The organism is Bradyrhizobium sp. USDA 3397 (assembly GCF_054060965.1).
The window spans coordinates 504,893-525,763 of the sequence record NZ_JBSSDS010000001.1 but is presented as its reverse complement, the minus strand read 5'-3'; the positions used below and the strand labels follow the sequence as shown (position 1 = coordinate 525,763).

Annotated in this window: 21 protein-coding genes; 10 read left to right on the top strand and 11 right to left on the bottom strand. The window is 65.2% G+C overall.

Going from position 1 to position 20,871, the window contains the following annotated elements:
- Positions 1-4: 4 nt before the first annotated feature.
- Positions 5-625, bottom strand: a complete 621-nt coding sequence (locus ACVWYQ_RS02470) for a GNAT family N-acetyltransferase (RefSeq protein ID WP_036000546.1) — start codon at positions 623-625, stop codon at positions 5-7.
- Positions 612-1,229 carry a hypothetical protein gene (locus ACVWYQ_RS02465; protein ID WP_198399794.1) on the bottom strand — a complete coding sequence of 206 codons (618 nt, stop codon included), beginning with the start codon at positions 1,227-1,229 and terminating at the stop codon, positions 612-614. Before ACVWYQ_RS02465 ends, ACVWYQ_RS02470 begins: the two co-directional genes overlap by 14 nt.
- Positions 1,230-1,297: 68 nt before the next feature.
- On the opposite strand from ACVWYQ_RS02465, the gene ACVWYQ_RS02460 reads away from it, so the two are divergent.
- Positions 1,298-2,338: a LysR family transcriptional regulator gene (locus ACVWYQ_RS02460; protein ID WP_036000552.1), complete on the top strand. Its 1,041-nt coding sequence runs from the start codon at positions 1,298-1,300 to the stop codon at positions 2,336-2,338.
- Positions 2,339-2,355: 17 nt separating this feature from the next.
- On the opposite strand, the gene ACVWYQ_RS02455 is transcribed toward ACVWYQ_RS02460, so the two are convergent.
- Complete coding sequence (locus tag ACVWYQ_RS02455) at positions 2,356-3,522, bottom strand: autotransporter outer membrane beta-barrel domain-containing protein (protein ID WP_271546966.1); 1,167 nt, start codon at positions 3,520-3,522, stop codon at positions 2,356-2,358.
- On the opposite strand from ACVWYQ_RS02455, the gene ACVWYQ_RS02450 reads away from it, so the two are divergent.
- Together ACVWYQ_RS02450 and ACVWYQ_RS02445 are read left to right on the top strand one after the other, a co-directional pair.
- Positions 3,521-3,778: a hypothetical protein gene (locus ACVWYQ_RS02450; protein WP_271546968.1), complete on the top strand. Its 258-nt coding sequence runs from the start codon at positions 3,521-3,523 to the stop codon at positions 3,776-3,778. The two genes, ACVWYQ_RS02455 and ACVWYQ_RS02450, sit on opposite strands and share 2 nt — an antisense overlap.
- Positions 3,779-3,901: 123 nt before the next feature.
- Complete coding sequence (locus ACVWYQ_RS02445) at positions 3,902-4,108, top strand: cold-shock protein (protein WP_027576280.1); 207 nt, start codon at positions 3,902-3,904, stop codon at positions 4,106-4,108.
- Between the two features lie 78 nt (positions 4,109-4,186).
- Here the strand turns inward: ACVWYQ_RS02445 and ACVWYQ_RS02440 are convergent, their stop codons facing one another.
- Genes ACVWYQ_RS02440 through purM form a run of 3 tightly spaced genes read right to left on the bottom strand, consistent with a single transcriptional unit; the run spans position 4,187 to position 6,209 of the window.
- The gene (locus ACVWYQ_RS02440; protein WP_271546970.1) at positions 4,187-4,465 is read right to left on the bottom strand and encodes a YrhB domain-containing protein; all 279 of its coding nucleotides are present in this window, start codon (positions 4,463-4,465) and stop codon (positions 4,187-4,189) included.
- Positions 4,465-5,121, bottom strand: a complete 657-nt coding sequence (gene purN / locus ACVWYQ_RS02435; protein WP_271546972.1) for a phosphoribosylglycinamide formyltransferase — start codon at positions 5,119-5,121, stop codon at positions 4,465-4,467. The genes ACVWYQ_RS02440 and purN overlap by 1 nt, the downstream gene beginning before the upstream one ends.
- A gap of 14 nt (positions 5,122-5,135) precedes the next feature.
- Positions 5,136-6,209, bottom strand: coding sequence for a phosphoribosylformylglycinamidine cyclo-ligase (purM, locus tag ACVWYQ_RS02430; protein WP_271546974.1), 1,074 nt, complete (start codon positions 6,207-6,209; stop codon positions 5,136-5,138).
- Positions 6,210-6,364: 155 nt separating this feature from the next.
- Between purM and ACVWYQ_RS02425 the strand changes: the two genes are divergently transcribed.
- The 4 genes from ACVWYQ_RS02425 to ppx all read left to right on the top strand — a co-directional run bounded on the left by ACVWYQ_RS02425 (position 6,365) and on the right by ppx (position 11,531).
- The gene (locus ACVWYQ_RS02425; protein WP_025035876.1) at positions 6,365-6,907 is read left to right on the top strand and encodes a CDP-alcohol phosphatidyltransferase family protein; all 543 of its coding nucleotides are present in this window, start codon (positions 6,365-6,367) and stop codon (positions 6,905-6,907) included.
- A gap of 92 nt (positions 6,908-6,999) precedes the next feature.
- Positions 7,000-7,677: a P-loop NTPase family protein gene (locus ACVWYQ_RS02420; protein ID WP_271547270.1), complete on the top strand. Its 678-nt coding sequence runs from the start codon at positions 7,000-7,002 to the stop codon at positions 7,675-7,677.
- A gap of 146 nt (positions 7,678-7,823) precedes the next feature.
- Entirely contained in the window at positions 7,824-10,013 is a 2,190-nt protein-coding gene (locus tag ACVWYQ_RS02415) for an RNA degradosome polyphosphate kinase (RefSeq protein ID WP_198399804.1), read from the top strand.
- Between the two features lie 15 nt (positions 10,014-10,028).
- The gene (ppx, locus tag ACVWYQ_RS02410; RefSeq protein WP_271546978.1) at positions 10,029-11,531 is read left to right on the top strand and encodes an exopolyphosphatase; all 1,503 of its coding nucleotides are present in this window, start codon (positions 10,029-10,031) and stop codon (positions 11,529-11,531) included.
- 4 nt (positions 11,532-11,535) lie between these two features.
- Here ppx and ACVWYQ_RS02405 read toward each other — a convergent pair whose 3' ends face one another.
- From ACVWYQ_RS02405 to ndk, 4 genes are all read right to left on the bottom strand, one after another.
- Complete coding sequence (locus ACVWYQ_RS02405) at positions 11,536-12,660, bottom strand: PepSY-associated TM helix domain-containing protein (RefSeq protein WP_271546980.1); 1,125 nt, start codon at positions 12,658-12,660, stop codon at positions 11,536-11,538.
- Positions 12,661-12,777: 117 nt separating this feature from the next.
- Positions 12,778-14,709 (bottom strand): TonB-dependent receptor, encoded by a 1,932-nt coding sequence (locus tag ACVWYQ_RS02400; RefSeq protein ID WP_456727120.1) that lies wholly within the window; start codon positions 14,707-14,709, stop codon positions 12,778-12,780.
- A gap of 742 nt (positions 14,710-15,451) precedes the next feature.
- Entirely contained in the window at positions 15,452-16,312 is an 861-nt protein-coding gene (locus ACVWYQ_RS02395) for a TerC family protein (RefSeq protein WP_271546984.1), read from the bottom strand.
- Between the two features lie 42 nt (positions 16,313-16,354).
- Positions 16,355-16,777, bottom strand: a complete 423-nt coding sequence (gene ndk, locus ACVWYQ_RS02390; RefSeq protein ID WP_036000620.1) for a nucleoside-diphosphate kinase — start codon at positions 16,775-16,777, stop codon at positions 16,355-16,357.
- A gap of 305 nt (positions 16,778-17,082) precedes the next feature.
- Here ndk and ACVWYQ_RS02385 point away from each other — a divergent pair, with 305 nt between their 5' ends.
- The 3 genes from ACVWYQ_RS02385 (at position 17,083) to ACVWYQ_RS02375 (ending at position 19,657) form a co-directional block, all read left to right on the top strand.
- A complete protein-coding gene (locus ACVWYQ_RS02385; RefSeq protein WP_074447892.1) occupies positions 17,083-17,364 on the top strand; it encodes a sulfur globule protein precursor in 282 nt (93 codons plus the stop codon).
- A gap of 213 nt (positions 17,365-17,577) precedes the next feature.
- A complete protein-coding gene (locus ACVWYQ_RS02380; RefSeq protein WP_167361656.1) occupies positions 17,578-17,751 on the top strand; it encodes a hypothetical protein in 174 nt (57 codons plus the stop codon).
- 46 nt (positions 17,752-17,797) lie between these two features.
- A complete protein-coding gene (locus tag ACVWYQ_RS02375) occupies positions 17,798-19,657 on the top strand; it encodes an ABC-F family ATP-binding cassette domain-containing protein (RefSeq protein ID WP_271546990.1) in 1,860 nt (619 codons plus the stop codon).
- A gap of 133 nt (positions 19,658-19,790) precedes the next feature.
- Here ACVWYQ_RS02375 and ACVWYQ_RS02370 read toward each other — a convergent pair whose 3' ends face one another.
- Positions 19,791-20,756 carry a tripartite tricarboxylate transporter substrate-binding protein gene (locus ACVWYQ_RS02370; RefSeq protein ID WP_404541535.1) on the bottom strand — a complete coding sequence of 322 codons (966 nt, stop codon included), beginning with the start codon at positions 20,754-20,756 and terminating at the stop codon, positions 19,791-19,793.
- Positions 20,757-20,871: the final 115 nt, after the last annotated feature.

The following is a 20,871-nucleotide window of genomic DNA, read 5'->3' as shown; positions in this document are numbered from 1 at the left end:
GGTTTCAGCGGTCGGCGAGCGCGAGGTCCCGCAGCGGCGAGGTCACCGCCCGCCCGGCCGAGGCATCGAGCACGCCAGGACGGTCCCAATCGCCCTCGGGACGAATGATCACATAGGGATCGCTGTCCAGCGTGATGGCGTCCGGGCCCGGCTCGATCTCCAGCAGCATCTCCGTGTAGGAGAAATCCGAGAACGTGATCTTGCGGTTGTGACCGAGCGGCTTAGCGCCGAAATGGGCCCAGAAATCGACCAGCCGGTCCTGCGCCTGGCCGTAGATCTTGCGAAAGCCCTTGCGCTTCACATAATCGACACTGGCCTGAACCAGCTTGAACGAGACGCGCGAGCGCCGATATTGGTGACGCACCGCAAGCCGCTCCACCTTGGCGAAATCGCCGAAGAAGCGCACCCGCAGGCAGCCCGCAGGCTCGTTGCCGACGAAGCCGATGAAATGCGCCGCGACCATGTCGTTGCCGTCGAACTCCTCCTCGAACGGACAATCCTGCTCGGCGAGGTAGACCGCCGAGCGGATGGCGGTCACCAGCATGAGATCGCTTGGGTCGCGCGCGAGGCGGATGGTGATGGCGCGGGAACAGGGCTTGGCGACTGGAATCCTAGTACCGTGCATCTGCAAAGCTCCTTGATTGGATGACCGCTCCCGGCATGCGCATCGGCTGTCGATGCCAGGGCCGCTCGTAGCACCAAAGGTCGGGCTGGAAGCTCGGGACGGGCGCAAAGCCTGTCGCCTTCATGATGTCGCGTCCGGCCACCGTTGACGGCTGCGCATAGCAATCCGCACCGCGAAACCTTATCTGCCGCAGATGAGCCGCGGCCTTGCCGAGACCGGCGATGCCGCGGCCCGTCGCCGCGATCGCCCAGATGTAGATGGCAGCGACGTCTTCGTCTGCCGATGCGAGATAACGCGTCTCGGGCGCGGTGAGGCAAATCTCGTCGAGCAGCAGCGCGTCATGTCCACGGTCATTGAGAAACAGGAAGGCCATGCCGCCGACGAGCTTGCCTTTGCGGCTGAATGTCAGGATGCTCTGGGGATCGAAGACGTAATATTTGGCAAGCTCCGCCGTCCCGATCTGCACACCCGGCACCAGCCGGTGCGCCATCTCCGAAAGCGCTCCAATTTCGGAAAATTGCGCACAGCGGACGTCGACGTCCGGGCTCAACGGCAAGGCATCGAAATCATGCCTTGCGGCAAACGTGCCCCTTTCCATACTCATGTCGCGCCTCTATCGTTCGAGGCTTTCATGCCCCGCTACGACGAGCTTAGCGGTTGGGGATCAGGAGTATGCAGCAGTTATTGCACCGGGGTGCTGCGATGATGCAGCACCGTGAAGAAGCCCTGGGCGCGTCCTGGGATGATTTGAAGCTGTTTTTAGCGTGCGCAAAATTTAAAAGTTTTCGGAATGCCGCCGAAGAGCTCGGCCTCACCTCCACCACGCTGATGCGCCGCATCGACCGGCTCGAGGAGAGCATTGGGTGCAAGCTGTTCCTGCGCGACCAGAGCGGGCTGACGCTCAGCGATGAAGGCGCCGCGATGATCGCCGACGTCACGCATATGGAGCGTCATGCCTTCAACGTCTTCCGCCGCGCCGCGCGGTCCTCGAACGACACCTCGGGCACCGTTCGCGTCGCGGTGACCGAGGGCCCCGGCAATTTCTGGATCCTGCCGCGGCTGATCGACTTCCAGAAGACCTACCGCAAGATCACGGTCGATCTGCGCTGCGCGATGGAGCAGGCCGACGTCGCGCGGCTCGAATCCGATATCGCCATCCAGCTCGAGCCGCCGACCAATCCCGATCTGATCGTCGCCAAGCTCGGCCGCCTCCACATCTATCCCTTCGTCTCCAAGGAGTATGAAAGCCTCTACGGCGTGCCGGCAACGCTCGCCGAATTGAACAATCACCGCATCATCAAGCAGAGCGCGCCGCAGGTCGACGACGGCGCCTATGCCCGCGTGCTCGGGCTGAAGTCGCTCGAAGGCATCGTCGGGATCAAGACCAATTCGTCGGTGGGCGTGCTCTACGCGGTGGAGCGCGGCGCCGGCATCGGCTTCCTGCCGACGGTGTCGATCGCGCTCGGTGCGCCGCTCGTTGCGGTCGATCTCGGCGTCAGCCATCACGCCGATCTCTGGCTCACCTATCACAAGGAGTTCCGCAGCTCCGAGCGGCACAAGATCGTGGTCGACTGGCTGAAGAAGATCTTCGACGCCAGGACCTATCCCTGCTTCCGCGACGAGTTCATCCATCCGAACGCGCTGGTGCCGATGATGACGGCGGCGCGCGAGGGCTTTGGCCTGGCGGGATACGTGGCGACGGCGCCGACTTAACGCAGGCGAGCGTCAACTCACCATTTGTATTCGAAGCCGAGCGTGCCCTGGTGCGAGGTGAGCTCTTTGCGGAATTTGCCGTCGTAATTGACGTAGAGCCTCGCCACGTTGGTCAGGCTGAGCGAAGCCGAGGCGCCGGCATCCGCGCCGTAACGGCTCTCGCCGATGCCGGGGACGATGATGTTCTGGGCGCCCAGGCTGACCTGGATGGTTCCGAGGTCTTGGTGGAAATTGTCGACGAACTTGCCGTAGGCCGAGAGGTCGAGGATTTTCTGGTCGATGATGAAGTAGCGGCCGACCTCGGCCCCGATCATGACGCGCGCGCGCGAGAGGGCCGACGAGCCGACGTTGAGCGGATCGAGCCCGCCGGTCTCCTGGAACGCAGCGCTGGTGGCGCGCACATATTCCAGCGCGCCCTTGGGCACGATGCGCATCTCGTCCTTGGTCCAGTAATAGCTGATCTCGGTCAGCGCGCCGTCCACGGCGGCGCGATAGCCCGCGGTCGCAAGGCCAAGGCCGGTATCGCGGCTGGAATGGACCTTGCCGAAGCCGTGCACCACCGCAAAGGCCCAGGTCCACGGGCCCTTGTCGACGGAGCCGCTGAAGCCGAGCTGGGTCAGATCGAGGGTTGCCGATTGCAGCGCCAGCGGCACGTCGATGTCGGTGTGGCTGTGGTCGACGGAGAATCCGATGTTGACGCCGGGTGCGAGCCGCGCGCCAAAGCCGGCAACGCCGCCGAAGGTCTTGCGCTTGTCGCCGACGAAGTCGCCTTGCGCATCGGTGCGGACCGAAAGGCCATAGCCCTCGAACCAGGTGCGGTAGCGCGGATCTTCCGCAGCCGCCGAGGCGCCGCCGCCGCCGGGATTGGTGCGGAACACACGGTTGACGCCGCCGGATGCCTGATTGCCGAGCCGCTCCAGGAAGCCCGAGCCGAAACTGAGCATGCTGTTGCCGGCTGACTGATTTTGATTGGTCGAGGTCGGCGACGGAATTGGGGTCGGTGACGGCGTGGGTGTCGGCGTGGGCGTCGGGGTCGGTGTGGGCGTGCTTTGCGCGAAGCCGGGCGTCACGGCCGCCATCGTCACGACCAGTGCAAACGCCATCGCGAGCGCAGCCACGATCCGGCGGATGCGGGTGAGCCCGATCGTCTGCCGTGTCCCGGAGAGCTGCGCGGCGCAGCGCATGACGATGAATCCCGAAAGCGAAGTGGCGGCGCGCAAAAATGCAACAATGTCTGCGGCGCTTGCGACGATTTGTGCCGAACTGCCACGAGGGGTCAACCGGTTGGCGCATAACGGCCGAGGCTATTGCACCGATTGTGGTTCTGCTGCCACAGGTGGCAAACTTGCGCTTGACGGCACCCGGCTTGGTCTTGAAATCCGCGCGCGGCTTGCTAGCCGGCGAATTTCATGTTGCAATATCGGTCACAATCGGAATTGACCGTTTGCTGTGCGTTTCGCGACATTGCGCCTCAAGACTCGAACAGACTTCCGGGAGCCGTTTGTGGCGTGGCACGCGAAAAAGCGGCCGCGTCGTTTTTATATCTAGTGGAGGAGACGAGCGATGCCGCAAAAGGGCACCGTCAAATGGTTCAACCCGACAAAGGGCTATGGGTTCATCAAGCCGAATGGCAGCGACAAGGACGTGTTCGTCCACATCTCCGCCGTCGAGCGTGCCGGACTTTCCACCCTCAACGAGAACCAGGTGGTTGAATTCGACCTCGTGGAGAACCGCGGCAAGTCGTCCGCGGAGAATCTCAAGGTCTCCTGATCTTTCTCGCCGCAGGCGAGAGATCATGACGTTGCCCCCGGCTCTGCCGGGGGGTTTTGTTTGGGGCGCGCGGATGATCTACGTCGACGACTTCCGAAGTCGCTCGAGGCTTTCTTCCCAAGGCATCGAGGTTGGAAGTTGGTGAATGCGGCCGTCTCGATCGACAAAAATGGGGCCGTTTCCTGCGAGCCGGGCACTTGGTTTACCGGTCTCGACGAATTCTCGGGTGTTGTAGAAAAAGACCCACCCTTCATCGATCTCGATGGCCTGCCCCGACAGCATCAGGTCTTCCGCGCATGCCTGACCGACCCGAACAACCTCGGTGTTAGCAAGCGCCAAGGCGTCTTCCGGCGACATCAGCCGTGCACCACCGGCGCGATCAGAAAATTCTCCGAGGGCCCGCTGCCGTCCGTCCTGCACACATCGCCCTCGATCCGGACCTTGCCGGTTGCGAGCAGCCGCAGCGCTTCGGGATAGATCCGGTGCTCAACCTCTAGGATTCGTTCCGAGAGCGTATCTCCCGTGTCGTGGTCGCTGACGGGAACCGCGCCCTGCATCACGATCGGGCCGGCGTCGGTCTCGGGGATGACGAAGTGCACCGTCGCGCCGGAGAGCTTGACGCCGGCGCGCAGGGCCTGGCCGTGCGGGTCGAGCCCGGGGAATGACGGCAACAGCGAGGGATGGATGTTGAGCATCCGCCCGTACCAGGCTTTTGTGAACTCGGCCGTGAACAGGCGCATGAAGCCGCCCAGACAAATCAGCTCGATGCCGTGCTTGTCGAGCGCGGCCTGCAGCACCGTCTCGAAGCCGGCGCGGTCCTTGCCGAACGGCTTGCTCTCGATCACCTCGGTCGTGACCCCGCTCGCCCTCGCGCGTTCGAGTCCGGGCGCATCGGCCTTGTTCGAAATGACGAGCGAGATCTCCGCCGGGAAATCCGCGGCAGCGGCTGCCCTGATCAGCGCGGCCATGTTGGAGCCGCGCCCGGAGATCAGAATGGCGACGCGGCGCTTCATCACAGCGCCAGTCATCACAGTGCCATGTCGAGGTGGCCGTTATAGACGACGCGGTGCTCGCCCTCGGCGGGAATGACGGTGCCGAGCTGCGCCACGGTCTCGCCGGCGTCGGTGAAGACTTCCACGACCTTGTCGACCTTGTCGGGCTCGACGATCGCGATCATGCCGATGCCGCAATTGAAGGTGCGCAGCATTTCAAGCTCGGCGATGCCGGCTTGCGCCGCCAGCCATTTGAACACCGGCAGCACCGGCAGGCGTGCCAGGTCGATGCCGACACCGAGATGCTTCGGCAGCACGCGCGGGATGTTGTCGGTGAAGCCGCCGCCGGTGATGTGGGCAAGCCCCTTCACCGCGCCGGTCTCGCGGATCGCGCGCAGGCAGGATTTGACGTAGAGCCTGGTCGGCGTCAGCAGCGCGCCGCCGAGCGTCATCACCGGCGCGAACGGCGCCTGCGCCGAGAAGCCGAGGCCGGACTGCTCGACGATCTTGCGGACCAGCGAGAAGCCGTTGGAATGCACGCCGGACGAAGCGAGACCGATCACGGCGTCGCCCGCGGCGATGTCCTTGCGCGGCAACAAGGTACCGCGCTCGGCGGCGCCGACCGCAAAGCCGCCGAGATCGTAATCGCCGTCCTTGTAGAGGCCGGGCATCTCGGCGGTCTCCCCGCCGATCAAAGCGCAGCCGGATTCGCGGCATCCCTCCGCAACGCCCGCGACGATGGCGGCCGTGGCCTCGGGGTCGAGCTTGCCGCAGGCGAAATAGTCCAGGAAAAACAGCGGCTCGGCGCCCTGCACCACGAGGTCGTTGACGCTCATGGCGACGAGGTCGATGCCGATGCCGCCATGCAGGCCGGTCTCGATCGCGATCTTGACCTTGGTGCCGACGCCGTCGGTCGCGGCCACCAGGACCGGGTCCTTGAAGCCGGCCGCCTTGAGGTCGAACAGGCCGCCGAAGCCGCCGATCTCGGCATCGGCGCCCGGCCGCGCCGTGGCGCGCACCATCGGCTTGATCAGGTCGACCAGGCGGTTGCCCGCGTCGATATCGACGCCTGAATCGGCGTAAGTGAGGCCGTTTTTGCGGTCGGTCATGCCCGATTTCCAGTGGGTTTGCGGCTGGTTACGTCGAATTCCGGGGACGCGCAATGGCTCGCATGGCGTTCCCCGCTATACTATGTAGACATATCAACCGGTTCAGCCTGCCACGGGCCGGATTTGAGGTCAGAACCGGTGCCGGGAAGCGCTGCGTGAGTATTCCGAATATCATTACCCTGGGCCGCATCATGCTGGTCCCGATCATCGTCTGGGCCATCGTGTCGAGCCAAATGGAGGTGGCGTTCGCCGTCTTCCTGATCGCCGGCATCAGCGATGCCGTGGACGGCTTTTTGGCCAAGCGCTTCAACATGACGAGCGAGCTCGGCGCGCTGCTCGATCCGCTCGCCGACAAAGCGCTGCTGGTCTCGATCTACATGGCGCTCGGCATCTGGGGCGCGATCCCGCGCTGGATCGTGATCCTGGTGGTCTCGCGCGACATCATGATTGTCGCCGCCGTGATCGTGTCCTGGCTGTTCGACCGGCCGGTCGAGATGAAGCCGTCGAAAGTCTCCAAGCTCAACACGGTGGCACAAGTAGCGTTCGCAGCTTTGGTGCTGGCGGCGCTTGCCTTCGGCTTCAAGCCCGCGCCTTATGATATCATCCTGATGGGTCTCGTCACGGTCTTCACGCTCTCCTCCGTGTCGCTCTATCTCGTCGAGTGGCTGCGGCACATGAGCACGATCGAGGCCAAATGAGCGGGGAAGCGGCCCAGCAAAAGGCCAAGTCCCGCACCATCAAGTCGAATCTCTACAAGCGGGCCGGCGCGCCGGCATGGAGCAGAGCAAGCGTGGCAGGCCGCGTTCATCCCCGACAATTGGCGTTTGCGCTTCCGCATGCGGAGAGCCTCAGCCGGGACAACTTCCTCGAGGGCCCCGCCAATGCGGCCGGTCTCGGCCTCATCGACGGTTGGCCGGAATGGCCGAACCGGATCATGTCGCTGGCGGGCCCGGAGGGAAGCGGCAAGAGCCATCTCGCCGCGATCTGGGCCGAGGAAGCTGGCGCCCGCTCGACCACCGGCAATGCGCTGACCGCGACGGACGTGCCCGGCGCGCTCGCCACCGGCGCGCTGGTGGTCGAGGATCTCAAGGCTGGGGACTTCGACGAGCGTGCCCTGTTTCATCTGATGAACCTCGCCCGCGAGGACGGCGCCTACGTCCTGTTCACCGGCCGCGAGGCGCCGGCCGCGCTTCCCATCGAGCTTCGCGACCTACGCTCGCGCCTGCGGGCCGTTCCGGCGGTTGCGCTGATGCCGCCCGACGACCAGCTGTTCCGCGGCCTCATCGTCAAGTTCTGCGCCGACCGCCAGCTCAATGTGGACGAGAGCGTGGTCGGCTATCTCGCGACGCGCCTGGAACGGTCCTCGGCCGCCGCCCGGCGGGCCGTCGAGCTGCTCGACAGTGAAGCCCTGCGGCTCGGCCGTCCCGTCACCCGGGCGCTGGCCGCCGAGCTGCTCCGGGACGCCTGACCGGCTCGCAGGCCTCCCCGAAGTCCGCTTGACGCGGCGCGGGGGCGGAACATCAATGTCATCGAAACGTCATCGCTCTAACACATGCTCCCGCCGATTTTTGCGCTTGAGTCGCAATTGGGGTGAACTGGATGGACCGACTTCTGATGGACTCTGCGCAAGCTGTTGAAACGAAAGAGAAAGCCCCGGAATCCGAGAGCCTTCCGGCCATCGCGTCCAGTCCCGAGCGGTTCATCAACCGCGAGCTGTCCTGGCTGCATTTCAATCGCCGCGTCCTGGAGGAATCGGTCAACCCGAGCCACCCCGTGCTGGAGCGGGTGCGATTCCTGTCGATTTCAGCGAATAACCTCGACGAGTTCTTCATGGTTCGCGTCGCCGGCATCAAGGCCCAGGTCCGCGAGGGCATCGCCGAGCGCAGCCCCGACGGCCTGACGCCGTCCGAGCAGCTCGCGCTAATCAACCGCACCGTCTCCCAGCTCGCCTCCGACCAGCAGGCGATCTGGCGCGACCTGCGCGCCACGTTGGCCGAGGTCGGCATCGTGCTGGTGGACGGCAAGGACGTCAGCAAGGCGGAACGGACCTGGATCGAGGACTACTTCCTCCACAACGTGTTCCCTCTCCTGACCCCGCTCGCGATCGATCCGGCCCACCCCTTCCCGTTCATTCCGAGCCTCGGCTTCACCATCGCGCTGCAGCTCACGCGCGCCGCCGACGGCAAGCAGATGAACGCGCTGATCCGCATGCCCGGCAAGATCGACCGCTTCATCCGCCTGCCAGCGGATGGCACGGTGCGCCTGATCTCGCTGGAGCAGGCCACCGCCCTGTTCATCAACCGCCTGTTCCCCGGCTACAATCTGCACGGCCAAGGCGCCTTCCGGATCATCCGCGACTCCGAGCTCGAAATCGAGGAGGAGGCCGAAGATCTCGTCCGCCTGTTCGAGACCGCGCTGAAGCGCCGCCGCCGCGGATCGGTGATCCGGCTCGAGATCGACGCCAAGATGCCGGAGCAGCTGCGCAGCTTCGTGCAGCACGCGCTCTCCGCCGCCGACGACGAGATCTTCCTGGTCGACGGCGTGCAGGCGATGAACGAGCTCTCGCAGCTCACCCGCCTCGACCGGCCCGACCTCGAATTCACCCCTTACGTGCCGCGCCACCCCGAACGCGTGCGCGAGCATGGCGGCGACATCTTCGCCGCGATCCGGCAAAAGGACCTCATCGTCCACCATCCCTACGAGTCGTTCGACGTCGTCGTGCAATTCCTGCAGCAGGCCACGCGCGACCCCGACGTCGTTGCGATCAAGCAGACGCTCTACCGCACCTCCAACAATTCACCGATCGTGCGCGCGCTGGCCGAAGCGGCCGAAGCCGGCAAATCAGTCACCGCGCTGATCGAGCTGAAAGCGCGGTTCGACGAAGAAGCCAACATCCGCTGGGCCCGCGATCTCGAACGCGCCGGCGTGCAGGTCGTCTACGGCTTCCTCGAATTGAAGACGCACGCGAAGCTCTCGATGGTGGTGCGCCGCGAGGGCGGCAGCCTGACGACTTACGTCCATACCGGCACCGGCAATTATCACCCGGTCACCGCGCGCATCTACACCGACCTCTCCTACTTCACCTCGGACCCGACGATCGGCCGCGATGCCGCCCGCGTGTTCAATTTCATCACCGGCTATGCAGCACCGAGCGATTTGGAAAAGATGGCGGTGTCGCCGCTGACCTTGCGCAAGCGCATCATCGAGCACATCCAGGGCGAGACCGCACATGCGCGGCATGGCCGTCCCGGCGCAGTCTGGATGAAGATGAACGCGCTGGTCGATCCCGACATCATCGACGCGCTCTACGAGGCCTCGCAGGCCGGTGTCCAGGTCGAGCTGGTGGTGCGCGGCATCTGCTGCCTCAGGCCCGGCATTCCCGGTCTGTCGGAGAACATCCGCGTCAAGTCGATCATCGGCCGCTTCCTGGAACATGGCCGAATCTACTGCTTCGGCATGGGCCAGGGACTGCCGAGCGCGAAAGCGGCTGTGTATATCTCGTCCGCCGACATGATGCCGCGCAACCTCGACCGCCGCGTCGAGGTGCTGTGTCCGCTGCAAAATCCGACGGTGCATCAGCAGGTTCTCGAACAGATCATGGTCGCGAACCTGAAGGACAATGAGCAGAGCTGGCAGTTGTTGCCGGATGGGTCTTCAACGCGTATGAAGACCGCGAAGGGCGAGGAGCCTTTCAACGTCCACAACTACTTCATGACGAATCCGAGTCTGTCTGGCCGTGGAAAGTCGCTCAAGGAATCCTCGCCGCGTCGTCTCACGCGCCGGAACGAACGTCATCAATCCTGATCGGGGATTTGCGACGTGAAGCGGCCGCGCAAGCGCGGCTCGAGCGTCGCGGTTATCGACATAGGCTCCAACTCGGTCCGCCTCGTCGTCTACGAGGCGCTGGCGCGCAGCCTGATCCCGATCTTCAACGAGAAGACGTTGTGCGGCCTCGGGCGCGAGGTGCAGAGCACAGGCCTGCTCGCGCCCGACGCCATCGACAAGGCGCTGACCTCGCTGAAACGGTTTCGTGCGCTGTGCCGGGTGATGAAGGTCGGACGCGTGTTCGCGATCGCGACCGCCGCATGCCGCGACGCCTCCAACGGCTCCGATTTCATCGCCAGGGCCGAGCGGATCTGCGCGGTGAAGATCGAGATCCTGTCGGGCTCGCGCGAAGCACGACTGTCCGCGCTCGGCGTGATCTCCGGCATCCACCATCCAGACGGCATCGTCGGCGACCTCGGCGGCGGCTCGCTCGAGCTGATCGACGTGCGCAGGAACGCCGTACGCAGCGGCGTGACGCTGCCGCTCGGCGGCCTCGCACTGCAGGACCTCGCCCACAAATCGCTCAAGCGCGCCGACCGCATCGTGCGCGAGGAGATCGACGGAGTCCAGTTACTCACTGCCGGCCGCGGTCGCACCTTCTATGCCGTCGGCGGCACCTGGCGCGCGCTCGCGCGCATCCACATCATCCAGAGCGGCTATCCGCTCCAGGTGATGCACGGCTATTCCATTCCGGCTGCCGAGGCGCTCGACTTCTCGCGCCGCCTGCGGCGCCTCGCCGCCGCCGACATGCTTGCCGACATCGAGATCGTCGCCGATGCGCGGCGCCCTCTCCTCACCTATGCGGCGCTGGTGCTCGAGCACATCATCCGCGTCGCGAAGCCAAAGAACATCGTGTTCTCCACCTTCGGCGTGCGCGAGGGCCTGCTGCACGAGAAGCTGCCCGAGACCGAACGCAACAAGGACGGGCTGATCTGCGCGGCGGAGGAGCTGAACCAGCTGCTGTCGCGTTCGGCCAGGCACGCGCGTGAGCTGATCGCCTGGACCGACCGCCTGGTGCGCGTCGTCAAGCTGCGCGAGACGGAAGTGGACCGCCGCCTCCGCCACACCGCGTGCCTGCTCTCCGACATCGGCTGGCGCGTGCATCCCGATCATCGCGGCGAGCAGACGCTCAGCCTCGTCGTCAACGGCAATTTCGGCGCGATCACCCACACCGAACGCGCCTTCGTCGGCCTGTCGGTGTTCTATCGCTATGCCGGCCTCAGCGAGGAAAACCAGCCGCCGGTCACCATGCAGGAGCTGCTGACGCCGGCCCAGCTCGAACGCGCGCGCCTCCTGGGCGCCGCGTTCCGCGTCGCGCATCTGATCTCGGCCGCACGTCCCGGCGTCCTGCCAGCCACGCATTTCCGCAGCCAGGGCCGCAAATTGATGCTGGTGTTCGAGCACCGGCTCGGCGACCTCGTCGCCGACCGCGTCGGCAGCCGCTTCCGTCAGCTCGCCCGCCTGGTTGGCCGCGCCGGTTCAATCGTCAGGCGCTGACCTCTCAGCCGGGCCTCATCTTCCCGGGCCGTCTGTTGAGCCACATCATCGCGCCGCTGACGAAGAGGACGAGCGGTGCGAAGCCGGCCGCGAACACCAGCAGGCGTCCTGCGAATCCGAACGTCGCGCCATTGTGGAGCCAGAGCTGCTCGGCCAGATAGCGGTCCGCCATCGACATGGTGCCCGGCGTGCGGTCGTGCACCACAGCGCCGCTCCACGGATCGAGCCAGATCGCTCCACGCGACCGCACGGCGGGATCAGCTCCATCAGGACGGAATTGCACCCGCCAGGTGTTGCGCGTTGCGGTCGGCGGATGGAGCATGGCGACCGTCGCACCGGGCTGGACCTCTTGTGCGCGTCGCATGATCGCGTCAGGTGAGAGCACCGGCGTCCCTGCCGGAGGCGGGATTTCGACTCGCGGCGAGCGATCAGGCGTCGGCTGCGACACGAGGCCGACGATGGGCCGCACCAGGTCGGGAAAAACGATGCCGACGCCGGTGATCGAGATCAACAAGAGCACGGACAGCGCCCAAAAGCCTGCCGCACCGTGAAGGTCCAGAACAAATCGGAACAGTGAGACGTTCTTGCGCACCGAGATCGATCGCCAAAACCGCCCCGGCTTCGGCCACCAAAGGAAGAGACCCGAGACCGCCAAGCCGAGCAGCACGAACCCGGCCACGCCGACCAGTTCCTTGCCCCAGAACTCATAGAGCAGCAGCGTAAAATGGAGACGGTAAACCTTGAGTGCGAATGCGTTGGCGTAGTCACGCCGTCCGAGCACCTTGCCGTTCGAAGGATCGACCATGGTGGTCCACCGGTTCGGGTAGCTGCCTGGCGCGGTCTCATGCGAATGGATCACGATCCAGACCGGCCAGATCCGATCCGGTGCCAGGATCGTCGCGATCGGCGCCGGATCCGCTGCAGCGGCGGCGTGCATCACCTCCGCTAACGTGACGCTCTGCTCCGGACCGGCGGGCGCATAGAGCGCCGGATTCAGGGCGACATCGATCTCCCGGTAGAAGACGATGAAGCTTCCAGTCAGGCCGATCAGCACCACGACGATGCCGCCGATCAATCCGAACCAACGGTGCGCCCACAGCAGCGCGTGCTGCACGCGTCCGGGCAACATACTGGATCGGGCGGGCGCCGAGCCGCCTCGACGTGGCGCCCTGATTGTTTGGTCCATTCAGAGCACCCGTCGTCCGCGCCTGATCCAGCTCCGCAGCCGGCCCGAGGAGGCCAAAGCTCAGAAGTCGGTCGACATCGACAAGAGCAGGGTTCGGGGCGAGCCTTGCGCTAGCGCAGAGAAGCTCGCCACGCCCGCCCAGTAATTGGTATCGAACACGTTCTGGACCAGAGCGCGAACCGTGACGGGCCGGTTGTTGATGCGCGTGTTGTAGCGCGCGCCAAGATCGAGCCGCGTCCAGGCCGGGACGACCTGCGTGTTGGCCCCATTCAGATATTGGTGCCCGGTATAGATGGTGTTGGCGACCAATGTCAGCCCTGGTGCGAACGGGGTATCCCATTCGGCAGACAGATTGGCCTGCACCTCGGGCACTCCAATCGGCGTCTTGCCGAAATTGGCCAGCGTGCTCGTCTTCGTCAGCTCCGCGTCGATCAATGTCACGCCGCCAAGAACGCGAATGCCGGGCTGCACTTCTCCAAACACGGTGAATTCCACGCCGCGATTGCGCTGCTCCTGATCAGCCCGGAAGACGTTGCCGGCACCCGTCTGCCCCGACGGCTTGGTGATCTCGAACAGGCTGATCGTGGTCGCGAGCGCGCCGAAATCGACCTTGACGCCTGCTTCCTTCTGCTTGCTCAAATACGGCGCAAGGACCTCGCCCTGATTTGCCGCCGTCGTCGGCGCGGTGTCGCCCTTGCTGAGCCCTTCGATATAGTTGGCGTAGAGCGAAACGTTGCTCCAGGGCTTGACGACCAGGCCGACCATCGGTGTGAACGCCGTCTGGTCATAGGCCGAACTCACGGCGCCCGTGGTGGTGTTGTAGTTGTTCGACCTGACGCCCTGTTGCCTGACGCCGACCGTCAGCTGAAGCCGCTCCTGGAGAACCGACATGGTGTCGGCCAGCGCAATGCCGGTCAGCTCGGTGTCCGACAGCCGCGGCACGGTCGCGGGAGCCGCAACGAACTGCTGGGGACGCGCGATCGGCGCATAGATGTTGGACGACACCGCCGTGCCGTTCACCGAGCCCCGCGAGATCTCATCCCCATAGTAGCTCCCCTGCAAGCTCACGGCATGACTGATCGCGCCAGTCTCGATTCGGGCCCGCACGCCGACGTCGGCCACGTTCCTGTCGATGTCGAACTTGAATCGTCCCGGTGTCGACGTGGTGTTGCCAGCCGCATTCAGGATCGTTGGCGTCCCGAACAGACGGTCGACCTGGGTCCTGCCGCCTCCGACATCTGCAAACACCGTCACGGCGTCAGTCACATCGTATTCGGCGCGCGCCAGAAGCGAATTGTCGTGAACCTTGGCGAATTCCCAGGCCTGGGTGACATTGCGCCGTCCGACCGGCGCGGTCGGAACGGCCACGCCGGTTGCGACCAGGAACGGTCTCGTCGGCGCGTCGAACTTTTCCTCCTGCTCGATGAAATCGAGCGAGGCCCTGAACTTCTCGCCGCGATAGTCGAAGGCTGCAGAGCCGACATGCGCCTCCCGCGTCTGGTTGTCCAACGGCGTATCGCCGTTGTGATAGCTGCCATTGACGCGAATACCGAATTCGCGATTTTCACCGAACCGCCGGCTCACGTCGAGATGTGTGCCGAGCTGGGTGTTTGACGCGTAGTCGGTCGTGACCCGCGTGAGATCGATATCCCCGGCACGCTTCGGAACGATGTTGATGGTGCCGCCGACACTGCTGTTCGGCGCCATCCCGTAGAGCAGCGCGGTCGGGCCTTTGATGATCTCGATGCGCTCGACGTAATCGGTGAACACGCGGTAGTTCGGTGCAACGCCATAGACGCCGTGGAAGGCGATTTCCCCGACATTGCCTTCCCCGATCGGAAAGCCGCGGATGAAGAAGGAATCGAGAATGCCGCCGGTCTGGCCGGTGAAACGGACCGAGGGATCGTTGCTGACGACATCGGCGACGGTGACCGCCTGTTGATCTTCGATCCTCTTCGCCGTGAAGCTCGTGATGTTGAACGGCGTATCCATGAAATCCTTGTTGCCGAGCAAGCCGACCTGGCCTCCACGTGCCACCTGCCCGCCTGCGTAGGTCCGCGGCAGTGAACCGGGCCTCGCAGCCGTCGGGGTCGCTTCCGCCTGCAATTTAGCCCGCTCGTTCGCGGGCGCGCCGCGGCCCGCCCTCCTGACCGGATTGGCTCGTGGACGCGCGCGCGGCTTCGGCGCGTCTGCGGTGACGGTCACCGCCGGCAACGTGCTTCCCCCCGCGGCCTGGGGCGCGGCGCTCTGCGCGCTGCTGCCGTGCAGGACGCCGTCGCTACACAAGGCAATGGAGACCACGGAAACCGCGAAGGCTCTCGGGCTGGCGCACGTCAGAAGCGTCTTGATGCGAGCGGCAAGAACGGCAACAGGACGACAAAACACTTTCGACGACATCGCACCTTCCGATTTCATGAGCATGAACGTCGGGGCGAGGTGCCGTGGGAACCCTCGTCGAGTCAACGAAAGCACCCTTGAATCTCAGTAGTTTATAATAAGACAAGGTCTAAATCGCGTGAGGGTTGCGAACGACGACTCTCAACGCAACGCCCGCGCGCACGACGCGAGCTCTCGCGAAGCGAGATGCGCGCCGGTCATACGAATGCAATGATGGGAGGATTCGGTCGAACCCGTGGCCGGTGATCGCTCGCGTCCTGCCGACGCGGGAAGCGCCCCAGTGACGTGGACGCCTCTCATCGCTGGAGGGGCGGCTGCACCGATCAGCGCTTCAACGTCACTCCGCGGAGGCCTTGGCGTGCCGTTCGGAGGATTCGAGGGCGGCCGCGGTGACACTGCGCCGGCGCCAGATGGTGCCGACCACCAGCACGACGACGACTCCGATCACAGCACAGAAATACTCGCCGCCGGCCCCGCCATGGCCGAATTGCGGGGGAATGCGAAGGGCGCCGAGCACGCCGTCCAGCGAGGCGCCGAACGGCCCCTCGAACAGCGCGTGCAGCCGCGGCGTGACCCCGGGATCGGTCGCCATCACCGCGCCCGCGATCCAGCCGAGCAGCGCCGCACCGGCCCAGACCAGCACCGGGAGCTTTGTGAGCAGTGCCATGATCAGCGCGGCGCCGGCGACGATCAGCGGCACGCTGATGGTAAGGCCGAGGATCAGCAGCGGCACGCTGCCATTGGCCGCGGCAGCGACCGCAATGACGTTATCGAGACTCATGACGATGTCGGCCACCACGACGATCTGGATGGCGTGCCACAGATGCGCGGCAGCGTCGACGTCGTTCTCGTCCTCGTTCTCCGGCACCAGGAGCTTTGCCGCGATCACGATCAGCGCAACGCCGCCGACCAGCTTGAGGTACGGCAGCTCCATCAGGGTGGCGACGACGCCAGTGAAGATGATCCGGAGCATCACCGCTGCGCCGGCGCCGAAGATCATGCCCCAGAGCCGATGCCGCGGCGACAGACCGCGGCACGCGAGTGCAATCACCAGCGCGTTGTCGCCGGAGAGCAGGACGTTGATCCAGATGATCTTGCCGACCGCGATCCAGAAAGTCGGTGCGGCCATCTCGTTGCGGAACTGGGTAAAGAAGGTCCCGATCGTAGCGGGATCGAAGATCTGCCAGAGCCAGTCCACAATGGGTCCCTTCGCCCGTCGCCTTCTAGTCTGCCGACTGGATCAGCCGACGATCTCGTTACCCGAGAAGAATTGCGCGATCTCGATCGCGGCGGTCTCCGGCGCATCCGAACCGTGCACCGAGTTCTCGCCGATCGACTTGGCGTAGAGCTTGCGCACGGTGCCCTCGGCGGCCTTGGACGGATCGGTCGCGCCCATCACCTCGCGGTACTTGGCGATCGCGCCCTCGCCTTCCAGAACCTGAACCACGACCGGGCCGGAGGTCATGAATTCGACGAGCTCGCCGAAGAAGGGGCGCGCCTTGTGAACGGCATAGAAGGTCTCGGCCTGCTCCTTGGTCATGCGGATGCGCTTCTGCGCCACGATGCGCAGACCCGCCTTCTCGATCACGGCGTTGACTGCGCCGGTCAGATTGCGCTCGGTCGCGTCGGGCTTGATGATCGAGAAAGTGCGTTCGATGGCCATGATCTTGTCCTTGGGGAGAAAGCGGGGGTTCGGGGTTGCGGGGCTTATATCGGCGCCTTTGTCGGACGGCAAGCGACCGCGGAACAGCCTCATAGGCGGTTTCCGCGAGGGGATGGCTCCCGATCCGCTGGATGACGACAATTTCACCCAGATGAACCCAATCTGAAACCGCCGTCAGGATCCGGTTCAGCTTCCCCGGCGTAAGGTTGGGCCCATCGAAACCGAAGCCTGACCTCAGGCAGACCGTTTCGGCGGCCTTTCCATCGGCGCGATAGCCCCGCGCTGGCAGTCTTCAGGAGATAACCATGTTGAGGAAACTTTCGCTTGCCGCTGTCGCCGCGGTCGCGCTGGGAGCTGCGCTGGCGCCGACCTCGGCCTCCGCTCATTGGCAAGGCGGCGGGCATGGCGGTGGCCGGCACCACGGGCACGCGCACCATCACCACGGCCATCACCACGGCCATGGCTGGGGCGGACCGCGCTTCTACGCTGGCGGTCCCGTCTCCTACGGTTATGGCGGCTGCTATGTGCGCCGGCTGGTCCCGACCCCCTGGGGACCCCGCTGGCGGCTGATCAACCGCTGCTACTGAGCCCGTCAGCACCTTCCGAAGGCTACCTAAGCCCCCAGGTACCTTCCAAGAGAAGCCCCGGCGCCCCCCTCGCCGGGGCTTTGCCTTGGCGTACAAGGCACCGCTCATACAATTTTTACGAGAATGCCCCGGCTTTCCCCACAGCCAGCGAAACCATTTCGCCGGCAATGACTTGGTACCGTGTCCTTACTTCGAGAAACACGGAACCTTGCGATGGCTGGCCTTTTTGCCAATGACAGCGAACAGATCGACCGGCGCACCAGCCGCTCGATTTGCGATGCCGTGGGCGAACGGCTGCAGCAGAGCCTCCGGCCCGAGCCGCGCCTGCCGACCCATCTCGAGCAGCTCCTGAACGAGCTGCAGCGGCGCGAGCGCGAGACGCACTAACGGAAAAACGAGTTGCGTTCGCCGCGCCTTGCGGTGACAAGGCCGCATGCTCGCCATCACCGACCTCTCCATCCGCCTCGCCGGACGCCTTTTGATCGACCAGAGTTCCGTGCAGATCACGCCCGGATCGCGCGTCGGCTTGGTCGGACGCAACGGCACCGGCAAGTCGACGCTGTTCAAGGTGATCCGCGGCGAGCTTGCGGCCGAGCACGGCTCGGTGACCCTGCCGCCGCGCTGGCGCATCGGCAGCCTGGCGCAGGAAGCGCCGAACGGTCCCGAAAGCCTGATCGCGGTCGTGCTCAAGGCCGACCTCGAACGCGACGCGCTGCTGACCGAGGCCGAGCACGCGACCGATCCGCACCGCATCGCCGAGATACAGACCCGCCTCGTCGACATCGACGCCCACTCGGCGCCAAGCCGCGCGGCCGCGATCCTCTCCGGCCTCGGCTTCTCCGCCGCCGATCAGCTCCGCCCCTGCGCCGAGTTCTCCGGCGGCTGGCGCATGCGCGTCGCGCTCGCCGCAACGCTGTTCGCGGCGCCCGACCTTCTGCTGCTCGACGAGCCCACCAACTATCTCGACCTCGAAGGCACGCTCTGGCTGGAGGATCACCTTGCGCATTATCCGCGCACGGTGATCGTGATCAGCCACGACCGCGACCTCCTGGAAAGCTCGGTCGACCAGATCCTGCACCTGGAGCGCGGCAAGCTCACGCTCTACAAGGGCAGCTACTCCTCCTTCGAGGAGCAGCGCGCCGCGCGCGAGCTGCTCGACGCCAAGGCGGTCAAGCGCCAGGAGGCCGAACGCGCCCGCCTGCAGTCCTTCGTCGATCGCTTCAAGGCCAAGGCATCGAAAGCCCGGCAGGCACAGTCGCGCGTCAAGATGCTGGAGCGGCTGAAGCCGATCACGGCGCTGGTCACCGAGGACGTGCGCGAGATCAGCTTTCCGGCGCCGGAGAAGATCTTGTCGCCGCCGATCATCGCCGTCGACAATGCCTCGGTCGGCTACGACCCGGCGAGCCCGGTGCTGGGCCGCGTCACCTTGCGCATCGACAATGACGACCGCATCGCGCTGCTCGGCGCCAACGGCAACGGCAAGTCGACGCTGGTGAAGCTGCTCGCCGGACGTCTCGCGCCGTTCTCCGGCAGGGTGACGCGCGCGGACAAGCTGTCGATCGCCTATTTCGCGCAGCACCAGCTCGACGAGCTCAACGAGGACGCCTCCGCCTACGACCACGTCCGCAAGCTGATGGGCGATGCGCCCGAAGCCAAGGTGCGCGCCCGCGCCGGCGCGATCGGCTTCTCCGGCAAGGCGGCCGACACCAAGGCGGGCAAATTGTCAGGCGGCGAGAAGGCGCGGCTGCTCCTGGGGCTTGCGACCTTCTTCGGCCCCAACATGATCATCCTGGACGAGCCGACCAACCATCTCGACATCGACAGCCGCGGTGCGCTCGCGGAAGCGATCAACGAGTTTCCCGGCGCGGTGATCATGGTCTCGCACGACCGTTACCTGATCGAGGCCTGCGCCGATCGGCTCTGGATCGTCGCCGACCGCACGGTGACCAATTACGACGGCGATCTCGACGAGTATCGCCGCCTGGTGCTGTCCACGCGCAACGCGGAAGCTCCGCGCGAGCGCAGCGCGCCGCCTGAGAAGCCGCAGCGCCCAAGAGCGGACAATCGCGGAGGCTTGAAGAAGCGCATCGCCGAAGCCGAGGCCGAGATCGCCCGCGTCAGCGAGATCATCGCCAAGATCGACACGGCGCTCGCTTTGCCCGACATTTTCACGCGCGATCCCAAGCAGGCGGCGCAGTTGTCGAAGGCGCGTGCCAATGCCGCCGACGCCCTGGCGCGCGCCGAGGAGCAATGGCTCGAGGCCAGCACGCAGTTCGACGAGGCGGCGGGCTAGCGCCTTCGCTGCACTCCAACCAACGTGCAAAACAACCCCATGCACAGTACCGGCATGATGGCACCGGCGAGCGAGCCTTTGAACAAGCTGCATTTTACCCGCTCGACCGGCAAGCCAGGCGGACCGCAAAAACTCAATCCGCGTATTGCCCGGCGGCCTTGATGATCGGCGCCCAGCGGTCGATCTCGCTGGTCAGCATCGCGCCCAACGCCTCCGGCGTCGCCTTGTCCTGCGGGACCGGCTCGGTGTTGATGTCGTTGAACCGGGCGATCAGCGCGGGATCCTTGAGCGCGGTCTGCAGCGCCGCGGTCAGCTTCTGAACGATTGCCGGCGGCGTGCCCTTGGGCGCATAGATGCCGTGCCAGACACCGAGCTCGAAACCCTTGAGGCCGGCCTCGTCGGCCGTCGGCAGATCGGGCAGGCTCTTCAGCCGCTCCTTGGTGGTGATCGCGTAGGCCTTGACCTGCTTGGCCGTGATCGGCCCGGTCGTGTTCGTCGCCTGGTCGCAGGTGAGATCGATCTGCTTGCCGAGCAGGTCGTTCATGATCGGGCCGTTGCCCTTGTAGGGCACCGTGGTGAGCTGCTTCTGGATCGCGGTCATGAACAGCATGCCGCACAGATGCGAGGCCGCACCCAGGCCGGCGTTGGCGTAGGTCAGCTTGTCGCCCTGCTGCTGGGCGTAGGCGACGAGCTCCTTGAGCGTGTTGGCCGGGAAATCGGGCCGCGCAATGATGGTCATCGGCGCGTTGGTCACGAGCCCGATCGGCGCAAAGGCCGTCTTGGTGTCGTAGCTGAGGTTGCGGTAGAGCGTCGCCGCTGTGGAGATGCCGACGTGATGGATCAGCAGCGTGTAGCCGTCCGGTTGGGCGCGCGCAGCGCGGGTCGTGCCGATGGTGCCGCCGGCGCCGGTCGCGTTCTCGACGATGACCTGCTGGCCCAGGGATTTCGCCATGCCTGCGGCCGTCAGGCGGGCGATGGTGTCCGTCGGCCCGCCCGCGGCGAATGGAACCAGGATGGTGATGGGCCTCGTCGGATAGTCCTGGGTGAACGCCGCACTGAGTGGCAGAAGCAGAGCCGATAAGAGAGCAATGAACCGCATAGTTTCCTCCGGGATTGTTGTTTGCGCCATCAAAGCGCATTCCGGGGCGCGCTGCCATCACGAAAGCGACGTCGGTAGGAAGGTTACGATCACGGCCATCATCGCGCCACCGGTG

Excerpts from the sequence above, each read along its gene's own strand:
- ACVWYQ_RS02470 (WP_036000546.1), bottom strand. The coding sequence starts at position 625 with ATGCACGGTACTAGGATTCCAGTCGCCAAGCCCTGTTCCCGCGCCATC.
- ACVWYQ_RS02465 (WP_198399794.1), bottom strand. The coding sequence starts at position 1,229 with ATGAGTATGGAAAGGGGCACGTTTGCCGCAAGGCATGATTTCGATGCC.
- ACVWYQ_RS02460 (WP_036000552.1), top strand. The coding sequence starts at position 1,298 with ATGCAGCAGTTATTGCACCGGGGTGCTGCGATGATGCAGCACCGTGAA.
- ACVWYQ_RS02450 (WP_271546968.1), top strand. The coding sequence starts at position 3,521 with ATGACGATGAATCCCGAAAGCGAAGTGGCGGCGCGCAAAAATGCAACA.
- ACVWYQ_RS02455 (WP_271546966.1), bottom strand. The coding sequence starts at position 3,522 with ATGCGCTGCGCCGCGCAGCTCTCCGGGACACGGCAGACGATCGGGCTC.
- ACVWYQ_RS02445 (WP_027576280.1), top strand. The coding sequence starts at position 3,902 with ATGCCGCAAAAGGGCACCGTCAAATGGTTCAACCCGACAAAGGGCTAT.
- ACVWYQ_RS02440 (WP_271546970.1), bottom strand. The coding sequence starts at position 4,465 with ATGTCGCCGGAAGACGCCTTGGCGCTTGCTAACACCGAGGTTGTTCGG.
- purN (WP_271546972.1), bottom strand. The coding sequence starts at position 5,121 with ATGAAGCGCCGCGTCGCCATTCTGATCTCCGGGCGCGGCTCCAACATG.
- purM (WP_271546974.1), bottom strand. The coding sequence starts at position 6,209 with ATGACCGACCGCAAAAACGGCCTCACTTACGCCGATTCAGGCGTCGAT.
- ACVWYQ_RS02415 (WP_198399804.1), top strand. The coding sequence starts at position 7,824 with ATGGACTCTGCGCAAGCTGTTGAAACGAAAGAGAAAGCCCCGGAATCC.
- ACVWYQ_RS02405 (WP_271546980.1), bottom strand. The coding sequence starts at position 12,660 with ATGTTGCCCGGACGCGTGCAGCACGCGCTGCTGTGGGCGCACCGTTGG.
- ACVWYQ_RS02400 (WP_456727120.1), bottom strand. The coding sequence starts at position 14,709 with ATGGATACGCCGTTCAACATCACGAGCTTCACGGCGAAGAGGATCGAA.
- ndk (WP_036000620.1), bottom strand. The coding sequence starts at position 16,777 with ATGGCCATCGAACGCACTTTCTCGATCATCAAGCCCGACGCGACCGAG.
- ACVWYQ_RS02385 (WP_074447892.1), top strand. The coding sequence starts at position 17,083 with ATGTTGAGGAAACTTTCGCTTGCCGCTGTCGCCGCGGTCGCGCTGGGA.
- ACVWYQ_RS02380 (WP_167361656.1), top strand. The coding sequence starts at position 17,578 with ATGGCTGGCCTTTTTGCCAATGACAGCGAACAGATCGACCGGCGCACC.
- ACVWYQ_RS02375 (WP_271546990.1), top strand. The coding sequence starts at position 17,798 with ATGCTCGCCATCACCGACCTCTCCATCCGCCTCGCCGGACGCCTTTTG.
- ACVWYQ_RS02370 (WP_404541535.1), bottom strand. The coding sequence starts at position 20,756 with ATGCGGTTCATTGCTCTCTTATCGGCTCTGCTTCTGCCACTCAGTGCG.